The organism is Nocardia sp. FDAARGOS_372, from assembly GCF_002554515.1.
Taxonomy (GTDB): domain Bacteria; phylum Actinomycetota; class Actinomycetes; order Mycobacteriales; family Mycobacteriaceae; genus Nocardia; species Nocardia farcinica.
Genome location: NZ_PDDW01000001.1, coordinates 4,363,514 through 4,387,881, shown reverse-complemented (window position 1 = coordinate 4,387,881; position 24,368 = coordinate 4,363,514). Strand labels below are relative to the sequence as shown.

The following is a 24,368-nucleotide window of genomic DNA, read 5'->3' as shown; positions in this document are numbered from 1 at the left end:
CCACAATGCCGGCAATCGTCCTCATCGGCGCCCAATGGGGCGACGAGGGTAAGGGCAAAGCGACCGATCTGCTCGGTGGCCGGTTGCAATGGGTGGTGCGGTACCAGGGCGGCAACAACGCCGGACACACCGTCGTGCTGCCCAATGGCGACAAGTTCGCCCTGCACCTCATCCCGTCCGGCATCCTGACCCCCGGCGTGCGCAACGTCATCGGCAACGGTGTCGTGGTCGACCCGGGCGTGCTGCTCGACGAACTCGCCGGCCTCGAGGCCCGCGACGTCGACACCTCGGGCCTGCTGCTCTCCGCCGACGCGCACCTGATCATGCCGTACCACGTGGCCATCGATAAGGTCACCGAACGCTTCCTCGGCAACAAGAAGATCGGCACCACCGGCCGCGGCATCGGCCCCTGCTACCAGGACAAGGTGGCGCGGGTCGGCGTGCGGGTGGCCGACGTGCTGGACGAGAAGATCCTCACCCAGAAGGTCGAGGCCGCCCTGGAGTTCAAGAACCAGGTGCTGGTGAAGATCTACAACCGCCGCGCGCTGGACCCGCAGCAGGTGGTCGACGAAGTGCTCGGGCAGGCCGAAAGCTTCGCCCACCGCATCGCCGACACCCGGTTGCAGCTCAACGAGGCGCTCGAGCGCGGCGAGACCGTGCTGCTGGAAGGCTCGCAGGGCACCCTGCTCGACGTCGACCACGGCACCTATCCCTATGTGACGTCGTCGAACCCGACCTCGGGCGGCGCGGCGGTCGGTTCCGGCATCGGGCCGAACAAGATCAGCACGGTGCTGGGCATCCTCAAGTGCTACACCACCCGGGTCGGCTCCGGCCCGTTCCCGACCGAGTTGTTCGACCAGTACGGCGAGTTCCTCGCCAAGCAGGGCGGCGAGGTCGGCGTCACCACCGGGCGCGCTCGCCGCTGCGGCTGGTTCGACGCGGTGATCGCGCGCTACGCCACCCGCGTCAACGGCATCACCGACTACTTCCTCACCAAGCTCGACGTGCTCTCCAGCCTGGAGCGGGTGCCGATCTGCGTGGCCTACGAGATCGACGGGCAGCGGGTGGAGCAGATGCCGACCACGCAGACCGAATTCCACCACGCCAAGCCGATCTACGAGGAGATGCCGGGCTGGTGGGAGGACATCTCCGCGGCCCGCACCTTCGAGGAACTGCCCGCCAACGCGCAGGCCTACGTGCGCAGGCTCGAGGAGCTGTCCGGTGCCAGGATCTCCTGCATCGGGGTGGGTCCGGGCCGCGATCAGACGATCGTGCGCCACGACGTGCTCGGCTGAGCCACGACGGGCTCGGCCCGGCCTGCGCCGAGTTCCGCGCGCGCGGGGCGGTGCCGAACTACAGTTGGTACATGGCTCGGAATTGGCCGATGATCGAGCGCGAGACCGAGTTCGAGACCATCCGCGCGGCGCTCACGGGCCCCGACTACGTCGGCGCCGTGCTCACCGGCGACGCGGGGGTGGGCAAGACGACACTGGCGCGGCAGGCCGCCGCGGCGGTGGGCGGGCGCATCCGCTGGGTGGCGGGCACCGAATCCGCGCGCGGCATCCCGCTCGGGGTGTTCGCGCACATGGTGGGGGTGTACACCGCGCACGATCCGGTCACCTTCATGTCGGCGGCGCGCGAGGCGTTGCTCGCCGACGGGGCCACCATCATCGGTGTCGACGACGCCCATCTGCTGGACCAGCTCTCGGCCACCCTGTTGCTGCAGTTGGCCATCGACAAGGCCGCGCACGTGGTCGCGACCGTGCGCAGCGGCGTGCCGGTGCCGGACGCGATCACCTCGCTGTGGAAGGACGGGCACCTGCTGCGGGTGGACCTGAAACCGTTCACCCAGCACCAGAGCGTCGAGCTGGTCGAGTCGATGCTGGGCGGGCAGCTCGAGGGCTTCACCGCCAATCTGATGTGGGAGTCCTCCGGCGGAAACGCCCTGTTCCTACGGCATCTGGTGGAAGGCGCGCTGGAAGCGGGCACGCTGCGGCAGGTCAACGGCGTGTGGCAGCTGCGCGGGCGTGCCGCGGTCACCTCGGAGCTGGCCGCGTTGCTCGAGGATCGGGTCGAGCAGCTGCCCGAACCGGTGCTGCGGGTGCTCGAGCTGCTCACCTTCTGTGAGCCGATGGATCTGGACGTGCTGGCCGAGCTGGCCGGTGAGGACGCGGTGGAGGCGGCCGAAACCCGTGGTGTCATCCGGGTTGTCGAGCACGGCCACGAGCTCACCGTGCGCTACAACCACCCGCTCTTCGGCGAGGTGATCCGGCGCAGGCTGGGTATCGCCTCGGCGCGCAGGCTGCGGGGGCGGTTGTTCTCGGCGTTGCAGCAGCGGCCGATCAAGTCCGCCGCCGAACGCATCCGGCTGGCCGAATTGGCGTTGGACTCGGACAAATCCGCTGATCTGGAGCTGTTCGAGGCCGCCGCCGCCGACGCCATCGCGCTGGCCGACCTGCCGCTGGGCGAGCGGTTCGCGCGGGCGGCGGTGGAGCGGCGCGGCGGGGTGGAGGCGGCCGATCTGCTGGCCAGGGCGCTGCTGTGGCAAGGGCATCGGATCGAGGCCGAGCGGACGCTGGCCGGGTTCGATCCCGAGCAGCTCACCGAGGTGCAATTGGCCAACTGGGGCGGCACGCGGGTGTCGAACCTGTTGTGGGCCATGGGCGATGCCGACCGGGCCGACGAGGTGCTCGCGCTGGTGCGGGCCAAGGTCCGCCATCCCAAGATCGTCGCCACGCTGGCCGGGCTGGCCTCGGCGTGTGCGGTGAACGAGAACCGCCTCGACGACGCGATCGCCGAGGCCGAGACGGTGATGGGTGATCCGGGCGCGCCGCCGTGGGCGGTGTGGTGGGCGGCCTTCGGCGGCGGGCTGGCGCTGGCGCTGATGGGCCGCGGCGCCGAGGCGAAACGCTACGCGGCGCGCGGGCACGAGGTGGACAAGGCCATCGACGGACTCAACCGTTTCATGTCCACGCACGCGGAGGTGCTCGCGCTGATCTACACCGGCGAGTTGGCGGCCGCGCGGCAGTGCGCGGCACCGCGTTTCAGCTATTCCGAGCCGGGCCAGTACCTGGCGTGGGGCATGTCGAAGATCCTGCAGGGCACCGTCGACGTCGCGCAGGGCCGGTTTCCCGACGGTATCGAGCATCTCGAGCAGGCGCTGGCCGCGTTGACCGCCGAAGGCGCTGCCGCATGGACGTTTCCGGCGCGGATCCGGTTGGCCGAGGCCTACGCCGCGCTGGGCCGGGCGGGGGAGGCGGCCGAGTCGATCGCCGAGGCGAGCAGGCGCGGCGGCAGGCACAGCGCCGTGTACGAACCGCAGCTGGCGATCGCCCGGGCGTGCGTGGCCGCCGCCGAAGGCACGGTCAGCACGGCGGTGCGGCTCGCGATGGCGGCCGCCGATGCCGCGGCCCGCGCGCACCAGTACGCCATCGAGGCCACCGCCCTGCACGTGGCCGCGCGATTCGGTGATCCGGCGGTGGCCGACCGGCTCACCGAGTTGGCCGGGCGCGTGGACGGCCGCCTTGTGTCGTTGCAGGCCGCCCACGCCCGTGCCCTCGCCGCCCACGACGGTCCCGGATTGGATTCGGCCGCAGCGGGTTTCGAACAGATCGGCGCGCTGCTCTCGGCCGCCGACGCCGCCGCGCAAGCCGCCTCCGCGCACGAACGCGCCGGTGACCGTCGTAACGTGCTGGAATCCGCGGCCACCGCCAACCGGCTGGCGGCGGCCTGCGGCGGCGCGAGCACCCCCGCCCTCCGGGAGGCGGCCCAGCCGCTCCCGCTCACCGTCCGGGAACGGGAGATCGCCAACCTGGTGGCCGCGGGCATGTCCAATCGGCAGATCGCCGACCGGCTCACCGTCTCGGTGCGCACCGTCGAGGGCCACCTCTACCGCGCCTGCATGAAGATGGACGTCACCGATCGGGAATCCCTCGGCGCCCTCATCCGCGGCGAGAACGCGGGCCGCTGATTCCGCTCGGCCGCGCCCGCCACTAGGCTGGGCGGACCCCAGCGGTGCTCTTCGGGAGGGGTCGCGATGCTGAGACGGGCGGTTCTGCTCGGTGCGGTGGCCGTCGCACTGGCCGCGTCGGGCTGTACCGAAACCGGTACCCCGACGCCGGGCAGCGCGGCCGTGACCACCTCGCCGGGCGTCACCCTGAACCCCGAGCAGGAGAACAACCGCAGGATCGTCGAGCGGCTGGCCGAACTGGGCTGCACCACCAACAGCTGCATCCAGACCTACTTCGCGTGCAAGGACGGCTACCTCACCGGCGATGCCTGCGAGTTCTACCGCAGGCATCCCCTGTGAGCGCTTGACCCTCACACCGTGTCAGCCCCTACACCGGGAGCCGTCATGTTGAGCATCGGAGACTTCGCCAGGCACGGGCGGGTGTCGGTGCGGATGTTGCGCCACTACGACGCCCTCGGTCTGCTGCGCCCCGACCGGGTCGACCCGGCCACCGGCTACCGGTCCTACGGGATCGGGCAGCTGGCGCGGCTGAACCGGATCGTCGCGCTGAAGGATCTCGGGTTCACCCTGGACCAGGTCGGCCGGATTCTGGACGCCCGGGTCGGCGGCGCGGAACTGCGCGGCATGCTGATGCTGCGCCGCGCCGAACTCGAGCAGCGCATCGCCGCGGACCGCGCGCGGCTCGCCCAGATCGAGACGAGGCTCCGCATCATCGAAAGGGAGGGTGTCATGCCCGTCGAGGAAGTGGTGATCAGGTCGGTGCCCGCGGTGCGGGTGGCAGAGCTGAGCGAGGTCGCGGCCGATTTCGAGCCGTCGTCCATCGGTCCGGTGGTGGGCAAGCTGTTCGACGAACTCTGTCCGCGGCTCGAGCGCGCCGGGGTGGCGATCGTGGGACCGGCGATCTGCTACTACGAGGAACGCGGCGACGGTTCGGTGCTGGCGCACGCCGGGATGCCGGTGAACGTCGAGCCCGACGAGCGCTACGACTTCGCGGTGGTGGACCTGCCTGCGATGGAACAGGCGGCCACGATGGTGTATCGCGGGGACATGAACGAGGTGCTCGAACCCTGGCAGGGGCTGGGCCGCTGGATCGCCGACAACGGCTACCGCACGATCGGGCCGAGCCGGGAGGTCACCCTCGAGTACTCCGAGGACAGCGCGAAGTGGGTGACCGAGCTCCAGGAGCCGATCGCGCTCGCGTGAACTCAGATCGCGCCCTTGCCGGTGAGGAAATCGGCGGTGGGTGCGGCGATGAGCTCGACGTTCTGGTTGTGGCCCAGCCGTGGCAGTTCCCGGTGATGGGCCAGCGGCAGCGCGGCGGCGGTGGCCGCGGCGGCGGTCTTGACGCTCGCCGCGCTGTCGGTGCCGGCCAGCACCAGCACGGGCACGGTGAGTTCGGCCCAGTCGGCGGGCCGCAGTGCCTCACCCCGGGTATAGGGGCCGATCACCGCCCAGTCGTGGGCGGTCGAGGTCGCCAGGTTCTTCATCGTGCGCCAGTAGGGGGTCAGGCGCATGGTGGTGACCATCGTCCACGGCACGCCCATCACCTTGCGCAGGTAGTAGGCGGCGGCCTTGCCGGTCTTGCCCTCGGCCAGCAGCTGCTCCAGGCGCGTGCCCGCGTCCTGCGGCGGCACGTGCCCGGTGCGGTCGACGACGAACGGCGGTTCGAACGCGACCACCCGGGCGAGGCCGGGAATCCGGCCGGAGGCGGCCGCCCGCAGGGCCAGCACCGCACCCGCCGACCACCCGAACAGCGCCGCCGCGCCGCCCGCCGCCGCGACCAGCGCCGCCAGGTCGTCGATTTCGTGCCCGGCCTGGTACACACCCGGGGTGTCGCCGCTGTCGCCGCGGCCACGCCGGTCGTAGACGAGCACGGTGAGATCGAGGGCGGCCAGCGCCGCGGCCAGATCGGTCAGCTTGGGCGAGCGGCGGTCCTCGAGCGCTCCGCCGACGAGGATCACCGTGCCCGCCGTCCCGGCGCCGATCTGCTCGTACGCGATCGCGGTCCCGTCCGCGGAGGTCACCGTGTGCATGCCTGTGCTCGCCTTCCTCTCGGGGCCCGTCGCCGAGCCGGTCCGGTGTCCATCATCCGGTGCCGTGCCCCGGCTGCCGTCACCGCCTCAGAACAGCGTCGGCTCCCCGAATCCGGGTGTGCGCTCGATCTCGAGCAGGCGCGCCTTGGTGCCGATGCCGCCCGGTGCGGAGAAGCCGTGCAGCGCGTGGTCGGCGGCGAGCACCCGGTGGCACGGCACGATCAGCGGAACGGGGTTGCGGCCCAAGGCCTGTCCCACCGCCTGTGCCGCACCCGGCAGGCCCACCCGGTGGGCCACCTGCCCGTAGGTCAGGGTGCGGCCGGGGTCGATGGCGCGGGTGACCTCGTAGACCGCGCGGTGGAAGTCCGGCACTGCACCGAGGTCAACGGGGATCCAGCGCAGGTCGTCGAGCTCGCCGGACAGGTGGGCGCGGATGCCCGCGACGGCCGTGGCGATCGCGCCCGTCGGCTCGTCTTCCCGGACGCCTCGGCGTTCGAACCCGGCCCGCAGCGCCGCCGGATCGGGTTCGGGCAGCCGGAAGCCGACCACGGCGTCGTCGCGCCAGCTGATCGCACAGACCCCCAGCGGGGTCTCGAACAGCGCGGCGAGGGTGGGCGGCGCGGGCGCACTCATGCCGTCAGTGTGCACCGAGGGTACGACATCCGGAAACCAGTCCAGTCCAGTTTTTCGGAACTGGACTGGACTGGCTGTCGTCCGGTGCTCCCGTGCGCGGCAGGGGGCGTCGGTGCCGGCGCCGCCGCCGATCGGCTCAGGCGGCCCTTTGTTCGTCCTCGACGCTGCGCGCGGCGGCGATGTCGCGGTATTGCCGCTGGTCGTCGTAGTAGCCGGGATCCGAATCCCGGAGCAGGTCACTGGGCCGGAACTGCTCGAGCAGGAGCGAGGACACCGGCTCACGGCGGACCAGCCGGTAGGCGAAGGCGAAGACGGCGGCGGCGATGAGGAGGGACAGCAGCGTGGTCATGTTCTTCAGATTCCGCCGACTGGCCTTGCTTTCAAATAGCCAATCCGCGAATACTGGACTTCATGGCGACACGAGTGATCGGCGCGGCCGGGCTGGCGCGCGACCTGGGCAACTGGCGCAGCGCGGGCGAGGACGAGCACGGCCGCCGCAGCAGACCGGCCTACCTGGCCCTGGCCGAAGGCATCCGGCTGCTCATCCACGACGGCCGCGCCCCGCTCGGCGTCGCGCTGCCCAGCGAGCGCGATCTGGCCGCCACCCTCGGCGTCAGCCGCACCACCATCACCTCCACCTACGCGCTGCTGCGCGAGCACGGCTACCTGATCAGCCGCCAGGGTTCGCGCAGCACCGTCGCGCTGCCGCCCGCGGTCCCGAACGACGGCAGCCGTGCCGCCCGCGGCATCCTCGCGACGATGGTCCCGGCCGAGCTCACCACCGTCGACCTCACCTATGCGGCCATGACCGCGCCCGAGGAGATGCACGAGGCGTACGCGACGGCGCTACAGGCGCTGCCCGCGTATCTGGGCACCCACGGCATGGACCCGGTGGGCATGCGTGCGCTGCGGGAGGCGCTCGCGCGCCGCTACACCGCCCGCGGCCTGCCCACCGATCCCGACCAGATCCTGGTCACCCTCGGCGCCCAGCACGGCCTGCGCCTGCTGCTCAACGTGCTCACCGCGCCGGCGGCCAGGGTGCTGATCGAGCACCCCACCTACCCCAACGCCATCGAGGCGATCCGTGATGTCGGCGCCCGGCCCATCCCCGTGCCGCTCCTGCTGGAGAACCCTTCGGCCGGTTGGGATCTGGACGGGTTGCGCAGCGCCGCCCGGCAGACCGCGGCCACCCTGGCCTACCTGGTGCCCGACTTCAACAATCCGACCGGGATGCTGCTCGACGCCGAGGGCCGTGCCGAACTGGCCGCCATCGCCCGTGACACCAGGATGACCGTCGTGGTCGACGAATCGATGGTGGATCTCGGCCTCGACGTCGACACCATGCCCCCGCCGGTGGCCGCGTTCGGCAAGGGCGCGGAGATCATCACGATCGGTTCGGCCTCGAAGTCGTTCTGGGGTGGCCTGCGGGTCGGCTGGATCCGCACCAACCAGAGCCTCATCACCAAGTTGCTCGGCATCCGCTCCACCGTCGACCTCGGCACGCCGGTGATGGATCAGCTCGCCACCGTGCACCTGCTCGAACACGCCGAGGCGATTCTGGAGCGCCGCCGCGCGCAGCTGCGCTCCCAACGCGCGGCCCTGCTCGACGCGATCGCCGAGGAACTGCCGGACTGGCGGGTGCAGCCCGGGGCCGGGGGCATGTCGGTGTGGGCGCAGCTGCCCGCGCCGGTGTCGACGGCACTGGCCGCCACCGCGCCCAACCACGGCGTGCTGCTGGCCGCCGGGCCGCGGTTCGGCGTGCAGGGCGCCTTCGAGCGGTTCCTGCGGTTGCCCTATACCCACGGCGAGCCGGAATTGCGGTTGGCGGTCAAGGGAATCGCGGCCGCCACCGCCGCGCTCACCCCGCGGGCGGCCGATCCGCTCAACCCGTTGAACATGTCGATCCGCTGAGGGCCGCGCCCGGCGAACGCGAACGCCCCGTGGCACCCCACGGGGGGTTCGGGGCGAGAAGTCAGTCCGCCCAGACGTTCTCGATCGGCGTCGCCTCGGTCGGCGGCGGCGTCGGCACGGCGGCCGGCGTGCGCGAGAAGCGCGGCGCGGGCGCGTGCTGCACCACACCCTCGATCTCGACCAGGCCGTTGCGGGCGGCGATGTGCTCGTTCTCGGTGGCCTCGGTCAGCGTCAGCACCGGGGTGGTGCAGGCGTCGGTGCCTTCGAAGATCGCCGCCCACTCGTCGCGGGTCTTGGTCTTGAACTTCTCGGCGAACAGCTTGCGCAGCTGGTCCTGGCCGTTGGGATCGATCTGCATCGGCAGGCCCTCGGGATCGATCTCGAGCCCCTTCAACAGCTCGGCGTAGAACTGCGGCTCGATCGCGCCCACCGCCATGTACTTGCCGTCGGCGGTCTCGTAGGTGTCGTAGAAGGCCATGCCGGTGTCGAGCAGGTTGGTGCCGCGCTCGTCGGACCACAGGCCCATGCCGCGCATGCCCCAGATCATGTGCGACAGGGCCAGCGCGCCGTCGATCATCGCCGCATCGATGACCTGGCCCTTGCCCGAGCTCTGCCGCTCCACCAACGCGGCCAGGATGCCGAACACCAGGAACATCGAACCGCCGCCGAAGTCGCCGACCATGTTCAGCGGCGGCACCGGCCGCTCGCCCTTGCGGCCGATCGCGTTCAACACACCGGTCAGCGAGATGTAGTTGATGTCGTGCCCGGCGCGGTCGGCCAGCGGTCCGTACTGGCCCCAGCCGGTCATCCGGCCGTAGACCAGGCGCGGGTTGCGGGCCAGCGTCTCCTCCGGGCCGAGGCCCATCCGCTCGGTGACGCCCGGGCGGAAGCCCTCGATCAGCACGTCGGCCTTGTCGATCAGGCCGAGGACCTTCTCGATGTCGGCGGGGTCCTTGAGGTTGGCCTCGACGATGGTGCGGCCACGCCACTGCGGGCGCTCCATCACGCCGGGGAACAGGTTCGGTCGCTGGACACGCACCACGTCGGCGCCCAGATCGGCCAGCAGCAGCGCGGCGTGCGGACCGGGGCCGATACCGGCCAGCTCGACAACTCGGATGCCCGCGAGCGGGCCCTGCTTGGTGGCGGTGGATTCTGTGCTCACGCCCTACCTCGGTTCGTCGTTGATCCAGGTCACCGGCTGCCGGTGCCTCCCGTCCGATACCCACGGTTCCGGCGGGTGTATTGACAGTATGACAACAAGCCGGGGGTCATCCAGGGCAGCCCCGGGTGCGGCCGGGGGACGGATGGGCGAGAATCCGTGCGGCGGCGATCGGCGGAGGAGAGGATGCGGGCGTGAGCGTGTGGGGTGAGGTCGTCGTCGGGCTGGTGATCCTGGTCGGGCTCGTCGGCATCGTGGTGCCGATACTGCCGGGCGTGATCCTCGTCTTCGGGGCGATCCTGGTGTGGGCGATCATGACCGGCGGGGCGACCGCCTGGACGGTGTTCGCGATCGCGACGGTGCTGCTGGTGATCTCCGGCGTCGTCAAATACGCCTGGCCAGGCCGGAAGATGAAGGACGCGGGGGTGGCCAACCGGGCGCTGTTCCTCGGCGCGGTGCTCGGGATCGTGGGGTTCTTCGTGATCCCGGTGGTCGGCTTGTTCGTCGGATTCGTGCTCGGCGTCTACCTCAGCGAGCTGCAGCGCTTCTCCGACACCAAGCAGGCCTGGACCGCGACCACGCACGCGCTCGAGGGCGTGGGCCTGTCGATCGTGATCGAACTGCTGGGCGCCCTGCTGGCCACCGGCGTCTGGGTGATCGGCGCGATCCTGGCCTGAGCGCGGTCAGGCGCGGCCGTCGGCAGGCCGGGACGGTCAGTCGATCGCGCGGAACGGGATGGTGTCGGCGGGCTCCAGCGGCGCGGGGCGCCGCAGCGGCAGGGTCGGGTCCTGCGGTAACGGCAGGGTCGGGTCGGGATCGGTGAACTCGGGACGCTCGCGGGCGGGCAACCGGTAGAACGCCCGCGCGTTGTCCTCCAGCACGGCGTGCATATCGGTGCCCACCACATCGCACAGCAGGTCCACGTCGGAGTCGCGGAACGGGCGTCCCGCCCGGGTGCCGGGCAGATCGGTGCCGAACATCAACGCCTGCGGGTTCACCGCGTGGATGCGGCGCAACGTGTCGGCCACGTTCATCGACACCCGGCCGAATCCGGTCGCCTTGACCCGCGCGCCCCGGTCGACGAGGTCGAGCAGGAACGGCAGACCCTCCTCGGACATGCCGAGATGGTCCACCGACAGGGCGGGCAGCTTGGAGATCACCGGCTGCAACGACGCCAGCATCTGGCCGTCCATGTAGACCTCGACATGCCAGCCCACCAGCTCGTGCGCGCGCAGCGCCTGCACGGTCATGCGGGTGATGTCGGCGGCGGCCCGCTTGAGGTTGAAGCGCAGTGCCCGCACGCCCACCCGGTCGAGTTCGATGATCTCCTCGTCACCCGCGTCCAGGTCCAGCCGCGTCACCCCGACCCAGCCCGCACCGAGTTCGGCCAGCGCCGCCTTCAGATACGTCTGGTCGGTGCCCTGGAACGACGCGCTCACCACCGCGCCGCCCTGGACGTCGAAGCGCGCCATACGTTTCCGATAGTCGGCGATGGTGTAGGGCTCCGGCAGGTAGCCCTCGTTCTCGGTCAGCGGGAACCGCGGATCGATGATGTGGACATGGGCATCGAACACGTGTACAGAATGCCTCGAGATCGCCGGGCTGTCGCACCTGCCGCCCGCGTGGTGACACCGGCGCTGCTGCCACAGCCCGCGTGGTGACGCCGCGCTACCGCCTCCGGCCGCTCAGACCTTGTGCGGCTCGCTGGCGCGCAGCATGTCCTCGCGCTCGACGACCTTGACGCGCTCGCGGCCCTCCGGCTCGCCGAGCGAGCGCTCGTGCGCGTCCAGGCGGTACCAGCCCGCCCAGGTCGTGAACGGCAGGCCCTTGCTCTCCAGGAACTCGATGACCGCGTCCGGGTCCGGGTTCTCCGCCGGGGTGAACGAGGGGGCGTCGTCGAGCAGGCAGGCGATGGTCTCGTTGGCGTCGCCCTTGGTGTGGCCGATCAGGCCGACCGGGCCGCGCTTGATCCAGCCGGTGACGTAGGTGGCGGGCATGTAGCGCGCCGGGCCGTCGGCGTTCTCGTCGATCAGCACGCGACCGGCCTCGTTCGGCACGGTGCCTGCCTGGTCGTCGAACGGCAGGTTGCTGATGTTCTGCGACAGGTAGCCGACAGCGCGGTAGACGGCCTGGACGTCCCAGTCCTTGAACACGCCGGTGCCCTTGACGTTGCCGGTGCCGTCGAGCTGGGTGCGCTCGGTGCGCAGGCCGACGACCTTGCCGTTCTCGTCGCCGAGGATCTCCGCCGGGGACTCGAAGAAGTGCAGGTAGAGCTTGTGCGGACGGTCGCCCTGGTCGCGGATCGCCCACTGCTCGAGGGTGTTGGCGACCATGTCGACCTGCTTGGAGTGGCGGCGCGCGGCCTCCGAGCCCTCGTCGTAGTCGATGTCCTCGGGATCGACGATCACCTCGATGGTGGGCGAGTGGTCGAGCTCGCGCAGCTCCAGCGGGGTGAACTTGGCCTGGGCCGGGCCGCGGCGGCCGAACACGTGCACCTCGACGGCCTTGTTGGCCTTCAGGCCCGCGTAGACGTTCGGGGGGATCTCGGTGGGCAGCAGTTCGTCACCGGTCTTGGCGAGCACGCGCGCCACGTCCAGCGCGACGTTGCCGACGCCGAGCACCGCGACCTTCTCCGCGTCCAGCGGCCAGGTGCGGGGCACGTCCGGGTGACCGTCGTACCAGGAGACGAAGTCGGCCGCGCCGTAGGAGCCGTCCAGGTCGATGCCGGGGATGTTCAGCGCGCGGTCGGCGTTGGCGCCGGTGGAGAAGATCACCGCGTCGTAGAAGCGGCGCAGGTCATCGAGGGTGATGTCGGTGCCGTAGTCGATGTTGCCGAGCAGGCGCACCTGCTCCTTGTCGAGCACCTTGTGCAGGGCGGTGATGATGCCCTTGATGCGCGGATGATCGGGCGCGACGCCGTAGCGGATCAGCCCGAACGGTGCGGGCATGCGCTCGTAGAGGTCGATGCTCACGTCGGCATCGGACTTCATCAACGCGTCGGCGGCGTAGATTCCGGCCGGCCCCGCGCCGACGATCGCGATGCGGAGCGGGCGGGCGCCGCTGGTCGGCGCTGCACTCTGTTCGGTCATCTGTTACGCGCACCCTTATTGGTCGAATACGTTCACTGGCGTCCTTCTTAGCTTAGGCTAAGTTGACGCACCGATCTGGTTGCCCCTGGCGATGCGGACGCCGATCGGGCCCCCTGTCACGTCCCAGGTCACGACGTTCGCTGTCTTTTGCCAGGACAGCGGGCCGCAGATTCGCGATTCTATCGTCCGGCCGACAGCCGCCGCCGGGGCGGTGCCGCGGCGGACCCGGATCCGCGCGCTGCGCGCCTGCCGCCGCCGTCCACGGTACCCGCGCGTGCGCGGCGCCGGATGTGTGCTGCGTCGCGGTCGGGGGCCGCCGCCCGCGCACCACGGCGCACCGGGGATCATCGAGGTCATGGCCGACAAGCAGCCCGCCGGGCAGGACGAACCGATCCCCGTCGATCAGACCGATCACCGCTCGATGACCCCGTTCATCGCGGCCGCGGTGATCGCGGTGATCGTGCTGGTGGCCATCGTGCTCGGCGGCCTGCTCTCCCCCGCTGAGAAAAATGTCACAGAAGCCGACCGGATCACCGCCGCCGTGCAGAACTTCGTCGAGGGCACCAACGCCACCGACGAGGTGCCGCCGCCCGGTGCCGCCTGCGCGGATTTCGACCCGGCGCGCTCACCGCTGGCCGCGCAGGAAGGCACCGGCAAGACAATCGAACTGGCGTCGGTCACCGATCAGAGCGTCAACGGCAATCGGGCCAAGGCCACCGTCACGGTGCGGGTCGACGGGGCCGAACAGACCGCGACCTGGAACCTGGTCCGTGCCGACGGCACGTGGGTGGTCTGCACCGCCTGATCCGGTTGACACGGTGACTTCGGTCCAGGCAATCTCAGTGACCGAAGGTCATGAGCACCAGCGCCAAGCCCCGGCTCGCTGGTCGGCAACCCTCCTCCGCGGCGGGGTGCTCCGGGTGACGACCTGGCCGTACCGAAGACGGTGCGGCAAGTGCGGATTCACAGGAGGTTCGAATGAGTTACGCCGGGGACATCACCCCCCGCCAGGCCTGGGAACTGCTGCGTGAGAACCCCGCGGCCGTCCTCGTCGACGTGCGTACCGAAGCCGAGTGGCGCTTCGTCGGCGTGCCCGACACCAGCTCCATCGACCGGCCCACCCTGCTGATCGAGTGGGTGGACGGCACCGGCTCGCCGAACCCGCGCTTCGCCGAGCAGCTCGGCAAGGCACTGGCCGACCGCGCGCCGGAGGCGCCCGTGGTGTTCCTGTGTCGGTCGGGGCAGCGTTCGGCGCACGCCGCCGACGTCGCGACCGAGCTGGGAATCACCCCGTCCTACAACGTGATCGAGGGCTTCGAGGGTTCGCTGGATGCCAACGGGCACCGCGGCGGCACCGGTTGGCGGGCCGAGGGGCTGCCCTGGAGGCAGTCGTGATCACCGGCGGCGCGTTCGACAAGCCGCTGCCCGAGGGCGTCGGTCCCGCGACCCTCGGAGTGCGCGGCGGGCTGCGCCGGTCCGGCTTCGAGGAGACCGCCGAGGCGCTCTACCTGACCTCCGGTTTCGTCTACGAGAGCGCCGAGGCCGCCGAGGCCGCGTTCACCGGCGAGGTGGAGCACTTCGTCTACTCCCGGTACGGCAACCCGACCGTGGCGATGTTCGAGGAACGCATCCGCCTGATGGACGGCGCGGAGGCCGCGTTCGCGACCGCCAGCGGTATGTCGGCGGTGTTCACCGCGCTCGGCGCGCTGCTCGGCGCGGGCGACCGGCTGGTCGCGGCCCGCAGCCTGTTCGGGTCGTGTTTCGTGGTCTGCAACGAGATCCTGCCGCGCTGGGGCGTGGAGACGGTGTTCGTCGACGGCGAGGACCTCGACCAGTGGGAGCGGGCACTGTCGGTGCCCACCGCCGCGGTGTTCTTCGAGACGCCGGCCAACCCGATGCAGACCCTGGTCGACGTGCGCCGGGTCACCGAGCTCGCGCACGCCGCGGGCGCGAAAGTGGTGCTGGACAACGTGTTCGCCACACCGCTGCTGCAGAAGGGCTTCGATCTCGGCGCCGACGTGGTCGTCTACTCCGGCACCAAGCACATCGACGGCCAGGGCCGGGTGCTCGGCGGTGCGATCCTCGGCGACCGCGAGTACATCGACGGCCCGGTGAAGACCCTGATGCGCCACACCGGCCCGGCGCTGAGCCCGTTCAACGCCTGGACGCTGCTCAAGGGCCTCGAGACGATGCCGCTGCGCGTGCGGCACTCCACCGAGTCGGCGCTGCGGATCGCCCGCTTCCTCGAGTCGAACCCGGCGGTGAGCTGGGTGAAATACCCGTTCCTCGAATCACATCCGCAGTACGACCTGGCCCGGGCTCAGATGTCCGGTGGCGGCACCGTGGTCACCTTCGAGCTGAAGGCGGCCGAGGGCGAGGCCAAGAAGCGCGCGTTCGAGGTGCTCGACCGGCTGCGGATCATCGACATCTCCAACAACCTCGGAGATGCCAAGACCCTCATCACCCACCCCGCCACCACCACCCATCGCGCGATGGGTCCCGAGGGCCGGGCCGGTATCGGCCTGACCGACGGGGTGGTGCGCATCTCGGTGGGGCTGGAGGACGTCGACGACCTGCTCGGCGATCTCGAGCACGCGCTGAGCTGACCGGCTCATCCGGCCGGCCGCAGCAGTTCCGCGAGGTCGGCCGGGATCGGCATCGGCCGGCGCAGACCGACATTCGCGCGCCCGGTGTTGCCTTCCGGATAGCGCCCGGTCAGCGAGCCGGGCGCGGCGACGAGGACGCGGACGAGCTGGCCGACGGCCTCGCGGCGGTCGCGCTGCCGTACCGCCAGGGCGAACATCGCGACGTGGTTGCCGGTGTGCAGCCACGGGTCGGGCTGGGACAGGATGTGCGCGCGTTCGAGGTGCGTCCAGCGCAGGGCCGGGTCGGCGGTGGTCTTCGCGGCCGCCATCTCGGCGCGGTAGCGGGCGCGGGCGGCGGGGGAGAGGGCGGGCATCAGTGTCCTTTCCGGAACGGTTCGGCCAGTTGGGCCAGGTAGCCCACCGGATAGTCGGGTTTCGCGGCCATGCCGAGGTCGTCGCTGGTGAACCGCCGTCGCGGGTCGTAGCTGTAGGTGCCGAGCAGGTGGTCCCAGATCAGGGTGAACAGGCCGAAGTTGACATCGCCCACCCCCGCCCATTTGAGGTGGTGGAAGCGGTGGCCCTCGTTCAGCGCCAGCACGTGTTTGAGCGGCCCGACCCGGTAGTCGGCGTTGGAGTGCTGCAGCAGCAGTTGCACGGCCACGGCCAGTGCCAGCGCGGCGGCGACCGGCACCGGGATACCGGCGAGCAGCAGGGGCGTGACCCCGGCGATCATCTCGACCGTCTGGTGCAGTGGGTGTTTCATCAGGCCGTTGAGGCCGTAGCAGCGGGTGACGCTGTGGTGCACGGCGTGGAATCGCCACAGCACCCCGATGTGGTGGCTGGCGTAGTGGGCGAGCGTGATGCCCAGATCGGCGATCAGGATCGCCACCAGCACCTGGATGACGAAAGGCCAGCTGTGCGGCCATATTCCGGTACCCGGTAGCAGCGCGGCGAGGGCGGGGATGGCGGCGACCGAGCCGAGGACCAGCGTCTCGTTGACGACGGTGTGGACGGTGTCGCGGCCCGCGTCGCCGTGCGAGCGGTTCCAGGCCGGCCGGTAGGGCAGCACACGTTCGGCGGCGAACGACAACGCGACGGCCGCGGCGAGCAGCGCCACCAGCCACAGCTTGGCGGCGCCAGCGGCGGCCAGGGCGATGCCCGCGCCGTTGATGCCTACCAGCATCACCGGCACGTAGCCGTATCGGACAAGGGGGCGAACCACAATGGACATGGGTTCAGCGTCGCCGCCGTGCCCGGCCGTCGGCTTGAAGAAATCAGCTGACCTTCGCCGACGGCGGGCGCCAGCCGGTCGCGATGAGCGCTTCGGTCGGGCTGATGCCGATCAGGTCGCGGCAGGTGCGGGTCAGGTGCGCGCTGTCGGCGAAGCCGGCCGCGTGCGCGGCCTCGGTCAGCGAATCGCCCGCGCGGACGACGTCCATCGCGAGTTGGAGCCGGACCCAGCGCCGCCACGCCGCGTACGGCAACCCGACCTGTTCGGTGAACACGTGCGAGAGGCGACTGGCCGAAATGCCGACGCGGGCCGCGAGTTCCGCCAGCCGCGGCGGTCCGCCGGGGCGGTCGACCGCCATCCGCAGCGCGGCGGCGACCGCGGGATGGTTGCGCCTGCGCCGACCGGTCGGGTCGGCGGCGGTGGTGGCCGGGCGCGGCACGGCGGCCGCGACCCAGCTGGCGGCGTCGTCGGCGGGCAGCCCGCCCAGCCGGGCGACGGCGGCGTGCGCGGTGGTGCTGTCGGGATCGAGGAAGGCGAGGAAGCCGCTGGTGCCGGCTTCGGCGCGGACCCGGTGTGCGACGCCGGGCGGGATGATCGCGGCCTGGGCGGAGACGGTCCGCCCGCCCGCGTCGGTCAGTGTGAGCCCTCCGCGGGCCACGAACAGGACCTGCACGGCGGCGTGCGCGTGGGCGTCGGCGTCGCCGATCTCACCGGTGAACGCCATCAGCCCGGGGCGGAACACCACCCCGCCGCGCCACGCCGCCGAACCCATCAGGCCAGTGCGCGCAGGCGGGGTGCCAGATCGCGCTGGAACAGGTCGAGGAACCGGCGCTGGTCGTGGCCCGGCGCGTGGAACACCAGGTGGTTGAGGCCCGCGTCGAGGTAGGGCTTGATCTGTTCGACGGCCTGGTCCGGGTCGCTGGCCACGATCCAGCGCTTGGCGATCTGCTCGATCGGCAGCGCGTCGGCGGCGGCCTCCATTTCGATGGGGTCGGTGATGCTGTGCTTCTGCTCGGCGGTCAGCGACAGCGGCGCCCAGAACCGGGTGTTCTCCCGTGCCAGCTCGGGATCGGTGTCGTAGGAGATCTTGATCTCGATCATCCGGTCGATGCTGTCCACGCTGCGTCCGGCCTTGGCCGCGCCCTCGGCGACCGCGGGCATGAGCTTGTCGGTGTAGAGCTCCATGCCCTTGCCCGAGGTGCAGATGAACCCGTCGCCCGCACGCCCGGCGTAGCGGGCCACCAGCGGGCCGCCCGCGGCGATGTAGATCGGCACGCCGCCCTCGGGCACGTCGTAGATCGAGGCGCCGACGGTGCGGTAGTACTGGCCGTCGAAATCGACCCGGTCGCCGGTCCACAGCGCCCGCATCAGCTCCACCGCCTCGCGCAGCCGCGCGAACCGCTCCTTGAACTCCGGCCACTCACCCTGGTAGCCGGTGGCGATCTCGTTGAGCGCCTCGCCGGTGCCGACACCGAGCATGACCCGCCCCGGGTACAGGCAGCCCATCGTGGCGAAGGCCTGCGCGATCACGGCCGGGTTGTAGCGGAAGGTCGGCGTGAGCACCGACGTGCCCAGTTTGATCCGCTCGGTGCGCGCGCCCACCGCGGCCATCCAGGCCAGTGAGAACGGCGCGTGCCCGCCCTTGTGCCGCCAGGGCTGGAAGTGGTCGCTCACCGTGGCGCTGTCCATGCCGTGTTCCTCGGCGAGCACCGCGATGTCCACCAGTTCCCGTGGGCCGAATTGTTCCGCCGACGCCTTGAATCCCAGCTCGAGATCACCCATTGCGCGTCACTCCTGTCGCTTCGCTCTGCTCTCGCACGGCCGGTTCGACCATAACCAGGTCCGACGGCCCGCGTGTGCGCGGTCACGTCCGGGTGAGGCAACCCGCGGGGAGGTGTTGTCATTCCATCGGGAGTGAGTGTACAGTCACTCACATGAGCAAGAGCGGAGCCATCCTCTCCCGGTCGGACGCCCGGCGCGACACCGTCGTCGACGCGGCCATCGCCGAGTTCGCCCGCACCGGCTACCACGGCACGCCGATCAGCACGGTGGCGGCGGCGGCGCAGATCTCCCCCGCGTACGTCTTCAAGTTGTTCCCGAGCAAGGTCACGCTGTTCGTCGCCGCGCTCGACCGCTGTTTCGAGCGGATCGAGAGTGCGCTCGCGGCCGGCGCGGCCCGGGTGCCCGGTGCGAAGCCCGACGAGATCCTGTACGAGATGGGCGGCGCCTACGCCGAACTCATCGGCGACCGGAATCTGCTCATGCTCCAGGTGCATGCCCAGTCCGTCGTCGACGTCCCGGAGATCGGGGAGGCGATGCGGCGCGGTATCGCCCGGGTGACCGAACTGGCCAAACAGCGATCCGGCGCCGAGGACGCCGCGGTGCAACGCTTCATCGCCTTCGGGCAGCTCTGTCACCTGATCACCACCCTCGGGCTCGACGGGGACGCCAGTCCCTGGGCGGCGATCCTCACCGAGGGCATCCGGCACCCCGGCTGACCCGTTCCGACCATGCCCCTTCGGGGGCTTTTCTTCGACCCATCGAGTGATTGACCAGTCACACACTAGGAGAGAATCATGATCACCACAGCCACCGAAATCGTGCTGCCCGGCCGCGTCGAGCCGGACGGCCTGCTCGTCACCCGGCGCGAGCTGCCCGCGCCGGGCCCCGGCCAGGCGCTCGTGCGGGTCGAGGCGAGCGGCGTCTCCTTCGCCGAGCAGCAGATGCGACGCGGCAAGTACTACGACCAGCCACCGTTCCCGTTCGTGCCCGGCTACGACCTGGTCGGCATCGTCACCGCGGTGGGCCAGGACGTCGATGCCGCGCTGGTGGGACGCCGGGTGGCGGCGCTGACCAAGATCGGCGGCTGGACCAGCGCCGCCCTGCTGGACGCCGCCGACCTGGTGCCCGTGCCGGAGCCACTCGACGCCGCCGCGGCCGAGACCTTCGTCGTCAACGGGATCACCGCGTGGCAGATGCTGTTCCGCACCGCGAAAGTCCGTGCCGGACAGACCATCCTGGTGCACGGCGCGAACGGCGGGGTCGGATCGACCCTCGTCCAGCTGGCGCGCGCCCACGGCATCCATGTCATCGGCACGGCCTCGGCGCGCCACCGCCGCGCCGTCGAGGAACTCGGCGCGACCTGGATCGACTATCGCACCGACGTGGCACGGCAGGTACGGGAGCTGGCGCCGGGCGGGGTGGACGCGGTGTTCGACCACATCGGCGGTCCCGGCATCGTCGAGTCGTTCCGCCTGCTCGCCCCGCACGGCACCCTGGTCTCCTACGGCACCGCCGCGACCAAGGACCAGGAGGGCAATTCCCGGCTGCCGGTGTTGAAGCTGCTGGCGCGGTTGGTGCTGTGGAACGCCCTGCCCAACAAGCGGAATGCGCACTTCTTCAATCTGTGGGCGGGTAAGCGCAACCTGTCGCGCTTCCGCGCCCGGATCGCCGCGGACCTCGGCGCCGTCTTCGACCTCGCGGCACAGGGGGTACTGCGCGCCCAGGTCGCGGCCCGGGTTCCGTTGAGCGCGGCGGCCCGCGCGGTCGAGCTCGCCGAATCCGGTTCCGTCGTCGGCAAAGTCGTCCTCGTCGCCGACGAAAGCTGAACCCGTCCCACCCGCTCGCGCTACCGCCCGCCGATCCCTGCCCTCCGCCATCTTCGTCCCAGGAGAACTCCCATGACCCAGCATCTTCCGACCGCTGTCCCGCACACCGCTGCCCCGCACCCGTCCGCGATGCGCACCCTGCTCGACAACCGACCGTCCTACCTCGGATTCGGCGCCGCCTGGTTGCTCGGGCACGGCGCCTACGCCCTCTCGCACGGCAGCGATCCCGTCCTGCGCCTGCCCGCGGCGGTGCCGAGCATCCTGCTCATCACCGGCCTGGTCGCGGCGCTGATCGTCACGAGCGTCGTCTCCATGCGGGCACAGCGCACGGCCACCGGGAGCGAGGCGGTCGTCGGCAAACTGCTGGCCGCCTCCTGGCTGGTCGGCTTCGGTGCGCTGTTCTTCGTCATCACGGCGGTGAGCTCGGTGCTGCCCCACGGCGACCTCACGACGCTGCTGTGGCCCGCGGGCTCCGGCCTCATCGTCGGACTGCTCTACCTCGCGGGCGGCGCCGCCTACCGTGACGTGTTGCAGTACACCCTTGGCGCCTGGCTCGCGCTCACCTCCACCGCCGCCCTCCTCCTCGACGGGGCGAGCCCGTACTGGGTGCTCGCGGTCGCGGGCGGCGGCAGCTACCTGCTCGCCGCCGCGCTCGAACCCCGCCGCCGCGCCGCCGCGCTCGCCTGACCGCTGACCCCCGACAACCCCGCCCGGCACCGGGCGGGGTTGTCGGTTTCGTCCACGACGCGGACGCGTTCCCGACGTAGGCTGCCGAGCGGTATCAACCGGTCACCGGCGGTTTCCGCCGTGCGTCTTCTGGAGGATTCGTTGGCACGCGAATTGGTCTACACGGGTTTCATGACGCTGGACGGCGTGGTGGATTCGCCGGGCGGTCAGGTCGAGGGGCATCGCAGCGGCGGCTGGGTGATGGACACCGAGTTCCTGCCCGAGGCGTTCGCGCTCAAGGGCGAGGAACTGGCCGAGACCACGGCGTTGATGTTCGGCCGTCGCAGCTACGAGGCGTTCGCCCCGATCTGGCCGGGTTCGGAGGATCACGCCGCGTACAAGGAGCTGCCCAAGTACGTCGTCTCGACCGGCCTCGCCGACGACGCGCTGGTCGAGGACTGGGGTCCGATCACGATCCTGCGCTCGACCGAGCAGGTGGCCGAACTGAAGCAGACCGAGGGCGGGGCCATCTTCATCCACGGCAGCGCCGAGCTGGCCCGCCGCCTGTCCGAGGCCGATCTGATCGACCGGTACAACCTGCTGGTGTTCCCGGTGTTGCTCGGGGCGGGCAAGAGCCTGTTCAGCCGGGCGGACCGCGACAAGCAGCAGCTACGCCTGCGCGAATCCGCGAGCTACGCCAACGGGGTCACCAAACTCGTCTACGACGTGGTGCACTGAGGCCGGGTCGAGCGCGAGCGCACCGCCCGAGCCCTCGCGCAACTGCCGGGCCGTGCGTCCGACATAGCGGCGCAGGGCCCGGGCGAGGTGCGGCCCGTCGTAGTACCCGAGCCCGGTGACGACGTCGCTCTCGGCGGTGCCCGAAGACAGCAGCACCGCGGCGGCGCGGGCCCGCGCGATCTGACGGACAGCGCCGCGGGTGAGGCCGGTCGCCGCCCGGAACCGGCGCTCCATCGTGCGGTCGGAGACGTCGGTAGCCTCGCCGCGCAGGGCCGCGGTGACCAGCGGGTCACGACCGACGACGCCCTCGCGGACCAGCCGCGCGACCAGCGCTTCGGCGTCGTCGGGGTGCGGGGTCTCCCAGCGCGCGCCGTCGAGCCAGAAACCGCGTTCGGTGACATCGGGCAGGACGATGCCGCTGTCCACCAGGAACGGCGCGGCCACCGTACGCAGCGAGGTGCCGACCGCGAACTGGATGCCCACGAAGGTCGCGTCCTCGGGGACCGGGGCCGTGCCGGTGCGGCTCTCCGGGCCGGTGACCGCCGCGTACGCCCGGCCCTCCCGCTGCCAGAACACCAGCCCCCAGGTCTCGCTCGCGACGGAGGTCATCCGGGCGACGTGCTCGCTGCGGCACGTCCACACCGAGTCGATCCACGGCGACTCCGACGCGCGCGTCTGGAACAGCAATCCCACCCGCGGCATCATATGACGGACAATTGCCGGGTGACCATCGATGACGAGCCGATCCTGTCCTACCTGACCGATATGGACGGCGTGCTGGTGAGCGAGGACCATCTGGTGCCGGGCGCCGACGAGTTCCTCGCCGAATTGCGCGCGAACGAGACGCCGTTCCTCGTGCTCACCAACAACTCCATCCGCACCCCGCGCGACCTGCAGGCCCGGCTGCGCACCACCGGCCTGGACATCCCGGAGGAGTCCATCTGGACCTCCGCGCTGGCCACCGCGACCTTCCTCAACGACCAGCGCCCGAACGGCACCGCGTACGTGGTGGGGGAGTCCGGCCTCACCACGGCGCTGCACGAGATCGGTTACGTGCTCACCGACAGCGACCCCGACTACGTCGTGCTCGGCGAGACCCGCACCTACTCGTTCGAGGCCATCACCACCGCCATCCGCCTGGTCGAACGCGGCGCCCGTTTCATCGCCACCAATCCGGACGCCACCGGCCCGTCGCGCGAGGGGGTACTGCCTGCGACCGGCTCGGTCGCCGCCCTGATCACCCGCGCCACCGGACGCGACCCGTACTACGTCGGCAAACCCAACCCGCTGATGATGCGCTCGGCGCTGCGCCGCCTCGGCGCCCATTCCCAGTCGACGGTGATGATCGGCGACCGCATGGACACCGACGTCATCTCCGGTCTGGAGGCGGGCATGCGCACGATCCTGGTCACCTCGGGCATCTCCACCCGCGCCGCCGTCGAGCAGTACCCCTACCGCCCGACCATGGTCATCGACTCGGTCGCCGACCTGGTGGGACGCACGAAGAACCCCTTCGGCTGAGCCCGCCCCATCCCCTCCCGATCTCGATGCCGGGCCCGCCGAGCAGCGCCGGATCAGCGGGAAGGCCGGCACCCTGACCGTCACTCCTTCTCCAGGGCCTCCAGGGCACGGGTCAGGTCGGTGAGGGCGGACACTATTTCGGTGAGACGGGTGGGCCCGAGGTGCGCGGCGAGGGCGGCGGCGCGGGCGGCGTGCCCGGGGTCGATGCGGGCGACGGCGGCGCGGCCCGCCTCGGTGGGGGCGACGAGTTTGGCGCGCCGGTGTGCGGGGTTGGGTCGGTATTCGGCCAGGCCCTTGTCCACGAGCAGATCGGCGATGCGCTGCACGCTCTGGCGGGTGATGCCCATCGCGCGGGCGATGCCGGACACCGGCAACGGCTCGCGCAGAACCGCCCCGAGCACCTGCCACCAGGCCGCGGTGAGCCCGGCCGGGCGGGCCAATTCCTCGGCGACGGCGAGGAATTGGCCGTTCAGGCGGAACGAGGTGATGGCGGCCGTGCTGAACAGCTGCTGGGCCGAGAGCGGTTCGCTCATTCGGCCGCCGCGTGGTCCTGCAGCGCGAGGAACGCGCTCACGTCGTTGTGCGCGAACAGGCGATACCAGGCGTCGAGCACATGCGGCTCGTAGACGTCGAGCACGCGCAACACTTCGCGGGCGAACTCGAACGGCGCGGTGCCCGTCGCGGTGACGAGCACGCCGTCGGACACCGCGGGCTGCTCGACGTAGTGGTCGGCTCCGGCGTACCCGCTGGCCGCGAGGAACTGCGGCGCGTTGCTGGTGTGCTTCCTGGTGTCGAGCAACCCGGCCGCGGCCAGGCCGTAGGTGGCGCCGCAGATCGCCGCCACCGGCACGCCCGCGTCGAGGAAGCCGGCCGCGGCCGCCGCGAAGGGCGCCAAATCGCCGGGCACCCAGGTGTCGGCGCCCGGCAGGATCAGCCCGGCGCTCTGCTCGGGGGTGAGCTCGCCGAGCGCGAGGTCGGGCACGATGCGGACGCCGCCCTTGGTGCGGATGGGATCGCGGGTGAGTCCGACGGTGCGGACCTCGAAGCTGCCCGGGTTGCGCTGCCACTCGGGGTTGTTGATGTGCGCGATGGCCGCGCCGACCTCCCAGTCGGCGAGCGTGTCGTAGACGGCGGTGTGGACGGTCCTCGTTTCCATGACAGCATCCTGTCATCCTTGACAGGATGCTGTCAATAGCTGCGGGGAGGTTCACCCGGCGGCGCGCC

General features: G+C 71.0%; 27 protein-coding genes and 1 riboswitch. Of the genes, 14 read left to right on the top strand and 13 right to left on the bottom strand.

The window, feature by feature from the left end; genetic code table 11:
* Positions 1-5 precede the first annotated feature (5 nt).
* From CRM89_RS20720 to CRM89_RS20705, 4 genes are all read left to right on the top strand, one after another.
* On the top strand, positions 6-1,295 hold the full coding sequence (locus tag CRM89_RS20720) for an adenylosuccinate synthase (protein ID WP_011211907.1): 1,290 nt from the start codon (positions 6-8) through the stop codon (positions 1,293-1,295).
* Positions 1,296-1,366: 71 nt separating this feature from the next.
* Positions 1,367-3,970 (top strand): LuxR family transcriptional regulator, encoded by a 2,604-nt coding sequence (locus tag CRM89_RS20715; RefSeq protein ID WP_098085695.1) that lies wholly within the window; start codon positions 1,367-1,369, stop codon positions 3,968-3,970.
* A 66-nt stretch (positions 3,971-4,036) separates the two neighbouring features.
* The gene (locus tag CRM89_RS20710; RefSeq protein WP_011211905.1) at positions 4,037-4,309 is read left to right on the top strand and encodes a hypothetical protein; all 273 of its coding nucleotides are present in this window, start codon (positions 4,037-4,039) and stop codon (positions 4,307-4,309) included.
* Between the two features lie 45 nt (positions 4,310-4,354).
* On the top strand, positions 4,355-5,173 hold the full coding sequence (locus tag CRM89_RS20705; RefSeq protein ID WP_098085693.1) for a MerR family transcriptional regulator: 819 nt from the start codon (positions 4,355-4,357) through the stop codon (positions 5,171-5,173).
* Between the two features lie 2 nt (positions 5,174-5,175).
* Here the strand turns inward: CRM89_RS20705 and CRM89_RS20700 are convergent, their stop codons facing one another.
* The 3 genes from CRM89_RS20700 to CRM89_RS20690 all read right to left on the bottom strand — a co-directional run bounded on the left by CRM89_RS20700 (position 5,176) and on the right by CRM89_RS20690 (position 6,985).
* On the bottom strand, positions 5,176-6,003 hold the full coding sequence (locus tag CRM89_RS20700; RefSeq protein WP_098085691.1) for an alpha/beta hydrolase: 828 nt from the start codon (positions 6,001-6,003) through the stop codon (positions 5,176-5,178).
* 87 nt (positions 6,004-6,090) lie between these two features.
* Positions 6,091-6,636, bottom strand: a complete 546-nt coding sequence (locus CRM89_RS20695; RefSeq protein WP_011211902.1) for a methylated-DNA--[protein]-cysteine S-methyltransferase — start codon at positions 6,634-6,636, stop codon at positions 6,091-6,093.
* Positions 6,637-6,772: 136 nt separating this feature from the next.
* Positions 6,773-6,985 carry a hypothetical protein gene (locus CRM89_RS20690; RefSeq protein ID WP_011211901.1) on the bottom strand — a complete coding sequence of 71 codons (213 nt, stop codon included), beginning with the start codon at positions 6,983-6,985 and terminating at the stop codon, positions 6,773-6,775.
* Positions 6,986-7,047: 62 nt separating this feature from the next.
* Between CRM89_RS20690 and CRM89_RS20685 the strand changes: the two genes are divergently transcribed.
* Positions 7,048-8,547: a PLP-dependent aminotransferase family protein gene (locus tag CRM89_RS20685; protein WP_098085688.1), complete on the top strand. Its 1,500-nt coding sequence runs from the start codon at positions 7,048-7,050 to the stop codon at positions 8,545-8,547.
* A gap of 61 nt (positions 8,548-8,608) precedes the next feature.
* Here the strand turns inward: CRM89_RS20685 and CRM89_RS20680 are convergent, their stop codons facing one another.
* Positions 8,609-9,709, bottom strand: coding sequence for a CaiB/BaiF CoA-transferase family protein (locus CRM89_RS20680; protein ID WP_060594079.1), 1,101 nt, complete (start codon positions 9,707-9,709; stop codon positions 8,609-8,611).
* A gap of 191 nt (positions 9,710-9,900) precedes the next feature.
* On the opposite strand from CRM89_RS20680, the gene CRM89_RS20675 reads away from it, so the two are divergent.
* Positions 9,901-10,383: a DUF456 domain-containing protein gene (locus CRM89_RS20675; protein ID WP_060594080.1), complete on the top strand. Its 483-nt coding sequence runs from the start codon at positions 9,901-9,903 to the stop codon at positions 10,381-10,383.
* A gap of 36 nt (positions 10,384-10,419) precedes the next feature.
* Here the strand turns inward: CRM89_RS20675 and CRM89_RS20670 are convergent, their stop codons facing one another.
* Positions 10,420-11,280, bottom strand: coding sequence for an amidohydrolase (locus CRM89_RS20670; RefSeq protein WP_060594081.1), 861 nt, complete (start codon positions 11,278-11,280; stop codon positions 10,420-10,422).
* Positions 11,281-11,391: 111 nt separating this feature from the next.
* The gene (locus CRM89_RS20665) at positions 11,392-12,795 is read right to left on the bottom strand and encodes an FAD-dependent oxidoreductase (protein WP_060594082.1); all 1,404 of its coding nucleotides are present in this window, start codon (positions 12,793-12,795) and stop codon (positions 11,392-11,394) included.
* 355 nt (positions 12,796-13,150) lie between these two features.
* Here CRM89_RS20665 and CRM89_RS20660 point away from each other — a divergent pair, with 355 nt between their 5' ends.
* The 3 genes from CRM89_RS20660 (at position 13,151) to CRM89_RS20650 (ending at position 15,401) form a co-directional block, all read left to right on the top strand.
* On the top strand, positions 13,151-13,600 hold the full coding sequence (locus CRM89_RS20660; protein ID WP_041561446.1) for a hypothetical protein: 450 nt from the start codon (positions 13,151-13,153) through the stop codon (positions 13,598-13,600).
* 46 nt (positions 13,601-13,646) lie between these two features.
* Positions 13,647-13,759: riboswitch (SAM riboswitch) on the top strand.
* A gap of 14 nt (positions 13,760-13,773) precedes the next feature.
* Complete coding sequence (locus CRM89_RS20655) at positions 13,774-14,190, top strand: rhodanese-like domain-containing protein (protein ID WP_011211894.1); 417 nt, start codon at positions 13,774-13,776, stop codon at positions 14,188-14,190.
* A complete protein-coding gene (locus tag CRM89_RS20650; protein WP_086841359.1) occupies positions 14,187-15,401 on the top strand; it encodes an O-succinylhomoserine sulfhydrylase in 1,215 nt (404 codons plus the stop codon). Before CRM89_RS20655 ends, CRM89_RS20650 begins: the two co-directional genes overlap by 4 nt.
* 5 nt (positions 15,402-15,406) lie before the next feature.
* On the opposite strand, the gene CRM89_RS20645 is transcribed toward CRM89_RS20650, so the two are convergent.
* Genes CRM89_RS20645 through fgd form a run of 4 tightly spaced genes read right to left on the bottom strand, consistent with a single transcriptional unit; the run spans position 15,407 to position 18,393 of the window.
* Positions 15,407-15,754 (bottom strand): DUF3703 domain-containing protein, encoded by a 348-nt coding sequence (locus tag CRM89_RS20645; RefSeq protein ID WP_060594085.1) that lies wholly within the window; start codon positions 15,752-15,754, stop codon positions 15,407-15,409.
* Positions 15,754-16,611 (bottom strand): sterol desaturase family protein, encoded by an 858-nt coding sequence (locus CRM89_RS20640; RefSeq protein ID WP_060594086.1) that lies wholly within the window; start codon positions 16,609-16,611, stop codon positions 15,754-15,756. Before CRM89_RS20640 ends, CRM89_RS20645 begins: the two co-directional genes overlap by 1 nt.
* A gap of 43 nt (positions 16,612-16,654) precedes the next feature.
* Positions 16,655-17,383 carry an AraC family transcriptional regulator gene (locus CRM89_RS20635; protein ID WP_098085683.1) on the bottom strand — a complete coding sequence of 243 codons (729 nt, stop codon included), beginning with the start codon at positions 17,381-17,383 and terminating at the stop codon, positions 16,655-16,657.
* The gene (fgd, locus tag CRM89_RS20630) at positions 17,383-18,393 is read right to left on the bottom strand and encodes a glucose-6-phosphate dehydrogenase (coenzyme-F420) (RefSeq protein WP_098085680.1); all 1,011 of its coding nucleotides are present in this window, start codon (positions 18,391-18,393) and stop codon (positions 17,383-17,385) included. Before fgd ends, CRM89_RS20635 begins: the two co-directional genes overlap by 1 nt.
* A 152-nt stretch (positions 18,394-18,545) precedes the next feature.
* Here fgd and CRM89_RS20625 point away from each other — a divergent pair, with 152 nt between their 5' ends.
* The 4 genes from CRM89_RS20625 (at position 18,546) to CRM89_RS20610 (ending at position 21,623) form a co-directional block, all read left to right on the top strand.
* Positions 18,546-19,109 (top strand): TetR/AcrR family transcriptional regulator, encoded by a 564-nt coding sequence (locus tag CRM89_RS20625; RefSeq protein WP_011211888.1) that lies wholly within the window; start codon positions 18,546-18,548, stop codon positions 19,107-19,109.
* Positions 19,110-19,187: 78 nt separating this feature from the next.
* A complete protein-coding gene (locus CRM89_RS20620) occupies positions 19,188-20,219 on the top strand; it encodes a medium chain dehydrogenase/reductase family protein (RefSeq protein WP_098085678.1) in 1,032 nt (343 codons plus the stop codon).
* A 72-nt stretch (positions 20,220-20,291) separates the two neighbouring features.
* Complete coding sequence (locus tag CRM89_RS20615) at positions 20,292-20,906, top strand: ABC transporter permease (protein ID WP_098085676.1); 615 nt, start codon at positions 20,292-20,294, stop codon at positions 20,904-20,906.
* 141 nt (positions 20,907-21,047) lie between these two features.
* The gene (locus tag CRM89_RS20610) at positions 21,048-21,623 is read left to right on the top strand and encodes a dihydrofolate reductase family protein (RefSeq protein ID WP_098087068.1); all 576 of its coding nucleotides are present in this window, start codon (positions 21,048-21,050) and stop codon (positions 21,621-21,623) included.
* Here CRM89_RS20610 and CRM89_RS20605 read toward each other — a convergent pair.
* Positions 21,555-22,325: a helix-turn-helix domain-containing protein gene (locus CRM89_RS20605; protein ID WP_098087067.1), complete on the bottom strand. Its 771-nt coding sequence runs from the start codon at positions 22,323-22,325 to the stop codon at positions 21,555-21,557. The genes CRM89_RS20610 and CRM89_RS20605 overlap by 69 nt on opposite strands.
* A 63-nt stretch (positions 22,326-22,388) precedes the next feature.
* On the opposite strand from CRM89_RS20605, the gene CRM89_RS20600 reads away from it, so the two are divergent.
* Entirely contained in the window at positions 22,389-23,144 is a 756-nt protein-coding gene (locus tag CRM89_RS20600) for an HAD-IIA family hydrolase (RefSeq protein WP_371392069.1), read from the top strand.
* A gap of 80 nt (positions 23,145-23,224) precedes the next feature.
* On the opposite strand, the gene CRM89_RS20595 is transcribed toward CRM89_RS20600, so the two are convergent.
* Positions 23,225-23,677, bottom strand: coding sequence for a MarR family winged helix-turn-helix transcriptional regulator (locus CRM89_RS20595; RefSeq protein ID WP_011211882.1), 453 nt, complete (start codon positions 23,675-23,677; stop codon positions 23,225-23,227).
* Entirely contained in the window at positions 23,674-24,300 is a 627-nt protein-coding gene (locus CRM89_RS20590) for a type 1 glutamine amidotransferase family protein (RefSeq protein ID WP_011211881.1), read from the bottom strand. The genes CRM89_RS20595 and CRM89_RS20590 overlap by 4 nt, the downstream gene beginning before the upstream one ends.
* Positions 24,301-24,368: the final 68 nt, after the last annotated feature.

Bases quoted from the DNA above. Each gene is read 5' to 3' on its own strand.
- CRM89_RS20700 (WP_098085691.1), bottom strand. From the start codon at position 6,003: ATGCACACGGTGACCTCCGCGGACGGGACCGCGATCGCGTACGAGCAG.
- CRM89_RS20690 (WP_011211901.1), bottom strand. From the start codon at position 6,985: ATGACCACGCTGCTGTCCCTCCTCATCGCCGCCGCCGTCTTCGCCTTC.
- CRM89_RS20600 (WP_371392069.1), top strand. From the start codon at position 22,389: ATGGACGGCGTGCTGGTGAGCGAGGACCATCTGGTGCCGGGCGCCGAC.
- CRM89_RS20635 (WP_098085683.1), bottom strand. From the start codon at position 17,383: ATGGGTTCGGCGGCGTGGCGCGGCGGGGTGGTGTTCCGCCCCGGGCTG.
- CRM89_RS20685 (WP_098085688.1), top strand. From the start codon at position 7,048: ATGGCGACACGAGTGATCGGCGCGGCCGGGCTGGCGCGCGACCTGGGC.
- CRM89_RS20605 (WP_098087067.1), bottom strand. From the start codon at position 22,325: ATGCCGCGGGTGGGATTGCTGTTCCAGACGCGCGCGTCGGAGTCGCCG.
- CRM89_RS20625 (WP_011211888.1), top strand. From the start codon at position 18,546: ATGAGCAAGAGCGGAGCCATCCTCTCCCGGTCGGACGCCCGGCGCGAC.
- CRM89_RS20720 (WP_011211907.1), top strand. From the start codon at position 6: ATGCCGGCAATCGTCCTCATCGGCGCCCAATGGGGCGACGAGGGTAAG.
- CRM89_RS20620 (WP_098085678.1), top strand. From the start codon at position 19,188: ATGATCACCACAGCCACCGAAATCGTGCTGCCCGGCCGCGTCGAGCCG.
- CRM89_RS20590 (WP_011211881.1), bottom strand. From the start codon at position 24,300: ATGGAAACGAGGACCGTCCACACCGCCGTCTACGACACGCTCGCCGAC.
- CRM89_RS20705 (WP_098085693.1), top strand. From the start codon at position 4,355: ATGTTGAGCATCGGAGACTTCGCCAGGCACGGGCGGGTGTCGGTGCGG.
- CRM89_RS20640 (WP_060594086.1), bottom strand. From the start codon at position 16,611: ATGTCCATTGTGGTTCGCCCCCTTGTCCGATACGGCTACGTGCCGGTG.
- CRM89_RS20665 (WP_060594082.1), bottom strand. From the start codon at position 12,795: ATGACCGAACAGAGTGCAGCGCCGACCAGCGGCGCCCGCCCGCTCCGC.
- CRM89_RS20715 (WP_098085695.1), top strand. From the start codon at position 1,367: ATGGCTCGGAATTGGCCGATGATCGAGCGCGAGACCGAGTTCGAGACC.
- CRM89_RS20645 (WP_060594085.1), bottom strand. From the start codon at position 15,754: ATGCCCGCCCTCTCCCCCGCCGCCCGCGCCCGCTACCGCGCCGAGATG.
- CRM89_RS20660 (WP_041561446.1), top strand. From the start codon at position 13,151: ATGGCCGACAAGCAGCCCGCCGGGCAGGACGAACCGATCCCCGTCGAT.
- CRM89_RS20595 (WP_011211882.1), bottom strand. From the start codon at position 23,677: ATGAGCGAACCGCTCTCGGCCCAGCAGCTGTTCAGCACGGCCGCCATC.
- CRM89_RS20615 (WP_098085676.1), top strand. From the start codon at position 20,292: ATGACCCAGCATCTTCCGACCGCTGTCCCGCACACCGCTGCCCCGCAC.
- CRM89_RS20710 (WP_011211905.1), top strand. From the start codon at position 4,037: ATGCTGAGACGGGCGGTTCTGCTCGGTGCGGTGGCCGTCGCACTGGCC.
- CRM89_RS20695 (WP_011211902.1), bottom strand. From the start codon at position 6,636: ATGAGTGCGCCCGCGCCGCCCACCCTCGCCGCGCTGTTCGAGACCCCG.
- fgd (WP_098085680.1), bottom strand. From the start codon at position 18,393: ATGGGTGATCTCGAGCTGGGATTCAAGGCGTCGGCGGAACAATTCGGC.
- CRM89_RS20655 (WP_011211894.1), top strand. From the start codon at position 13,774: ATGAGTTACGCCGGGGACATCACCCCCCGCCAGGCCTGGGAACTGCTG.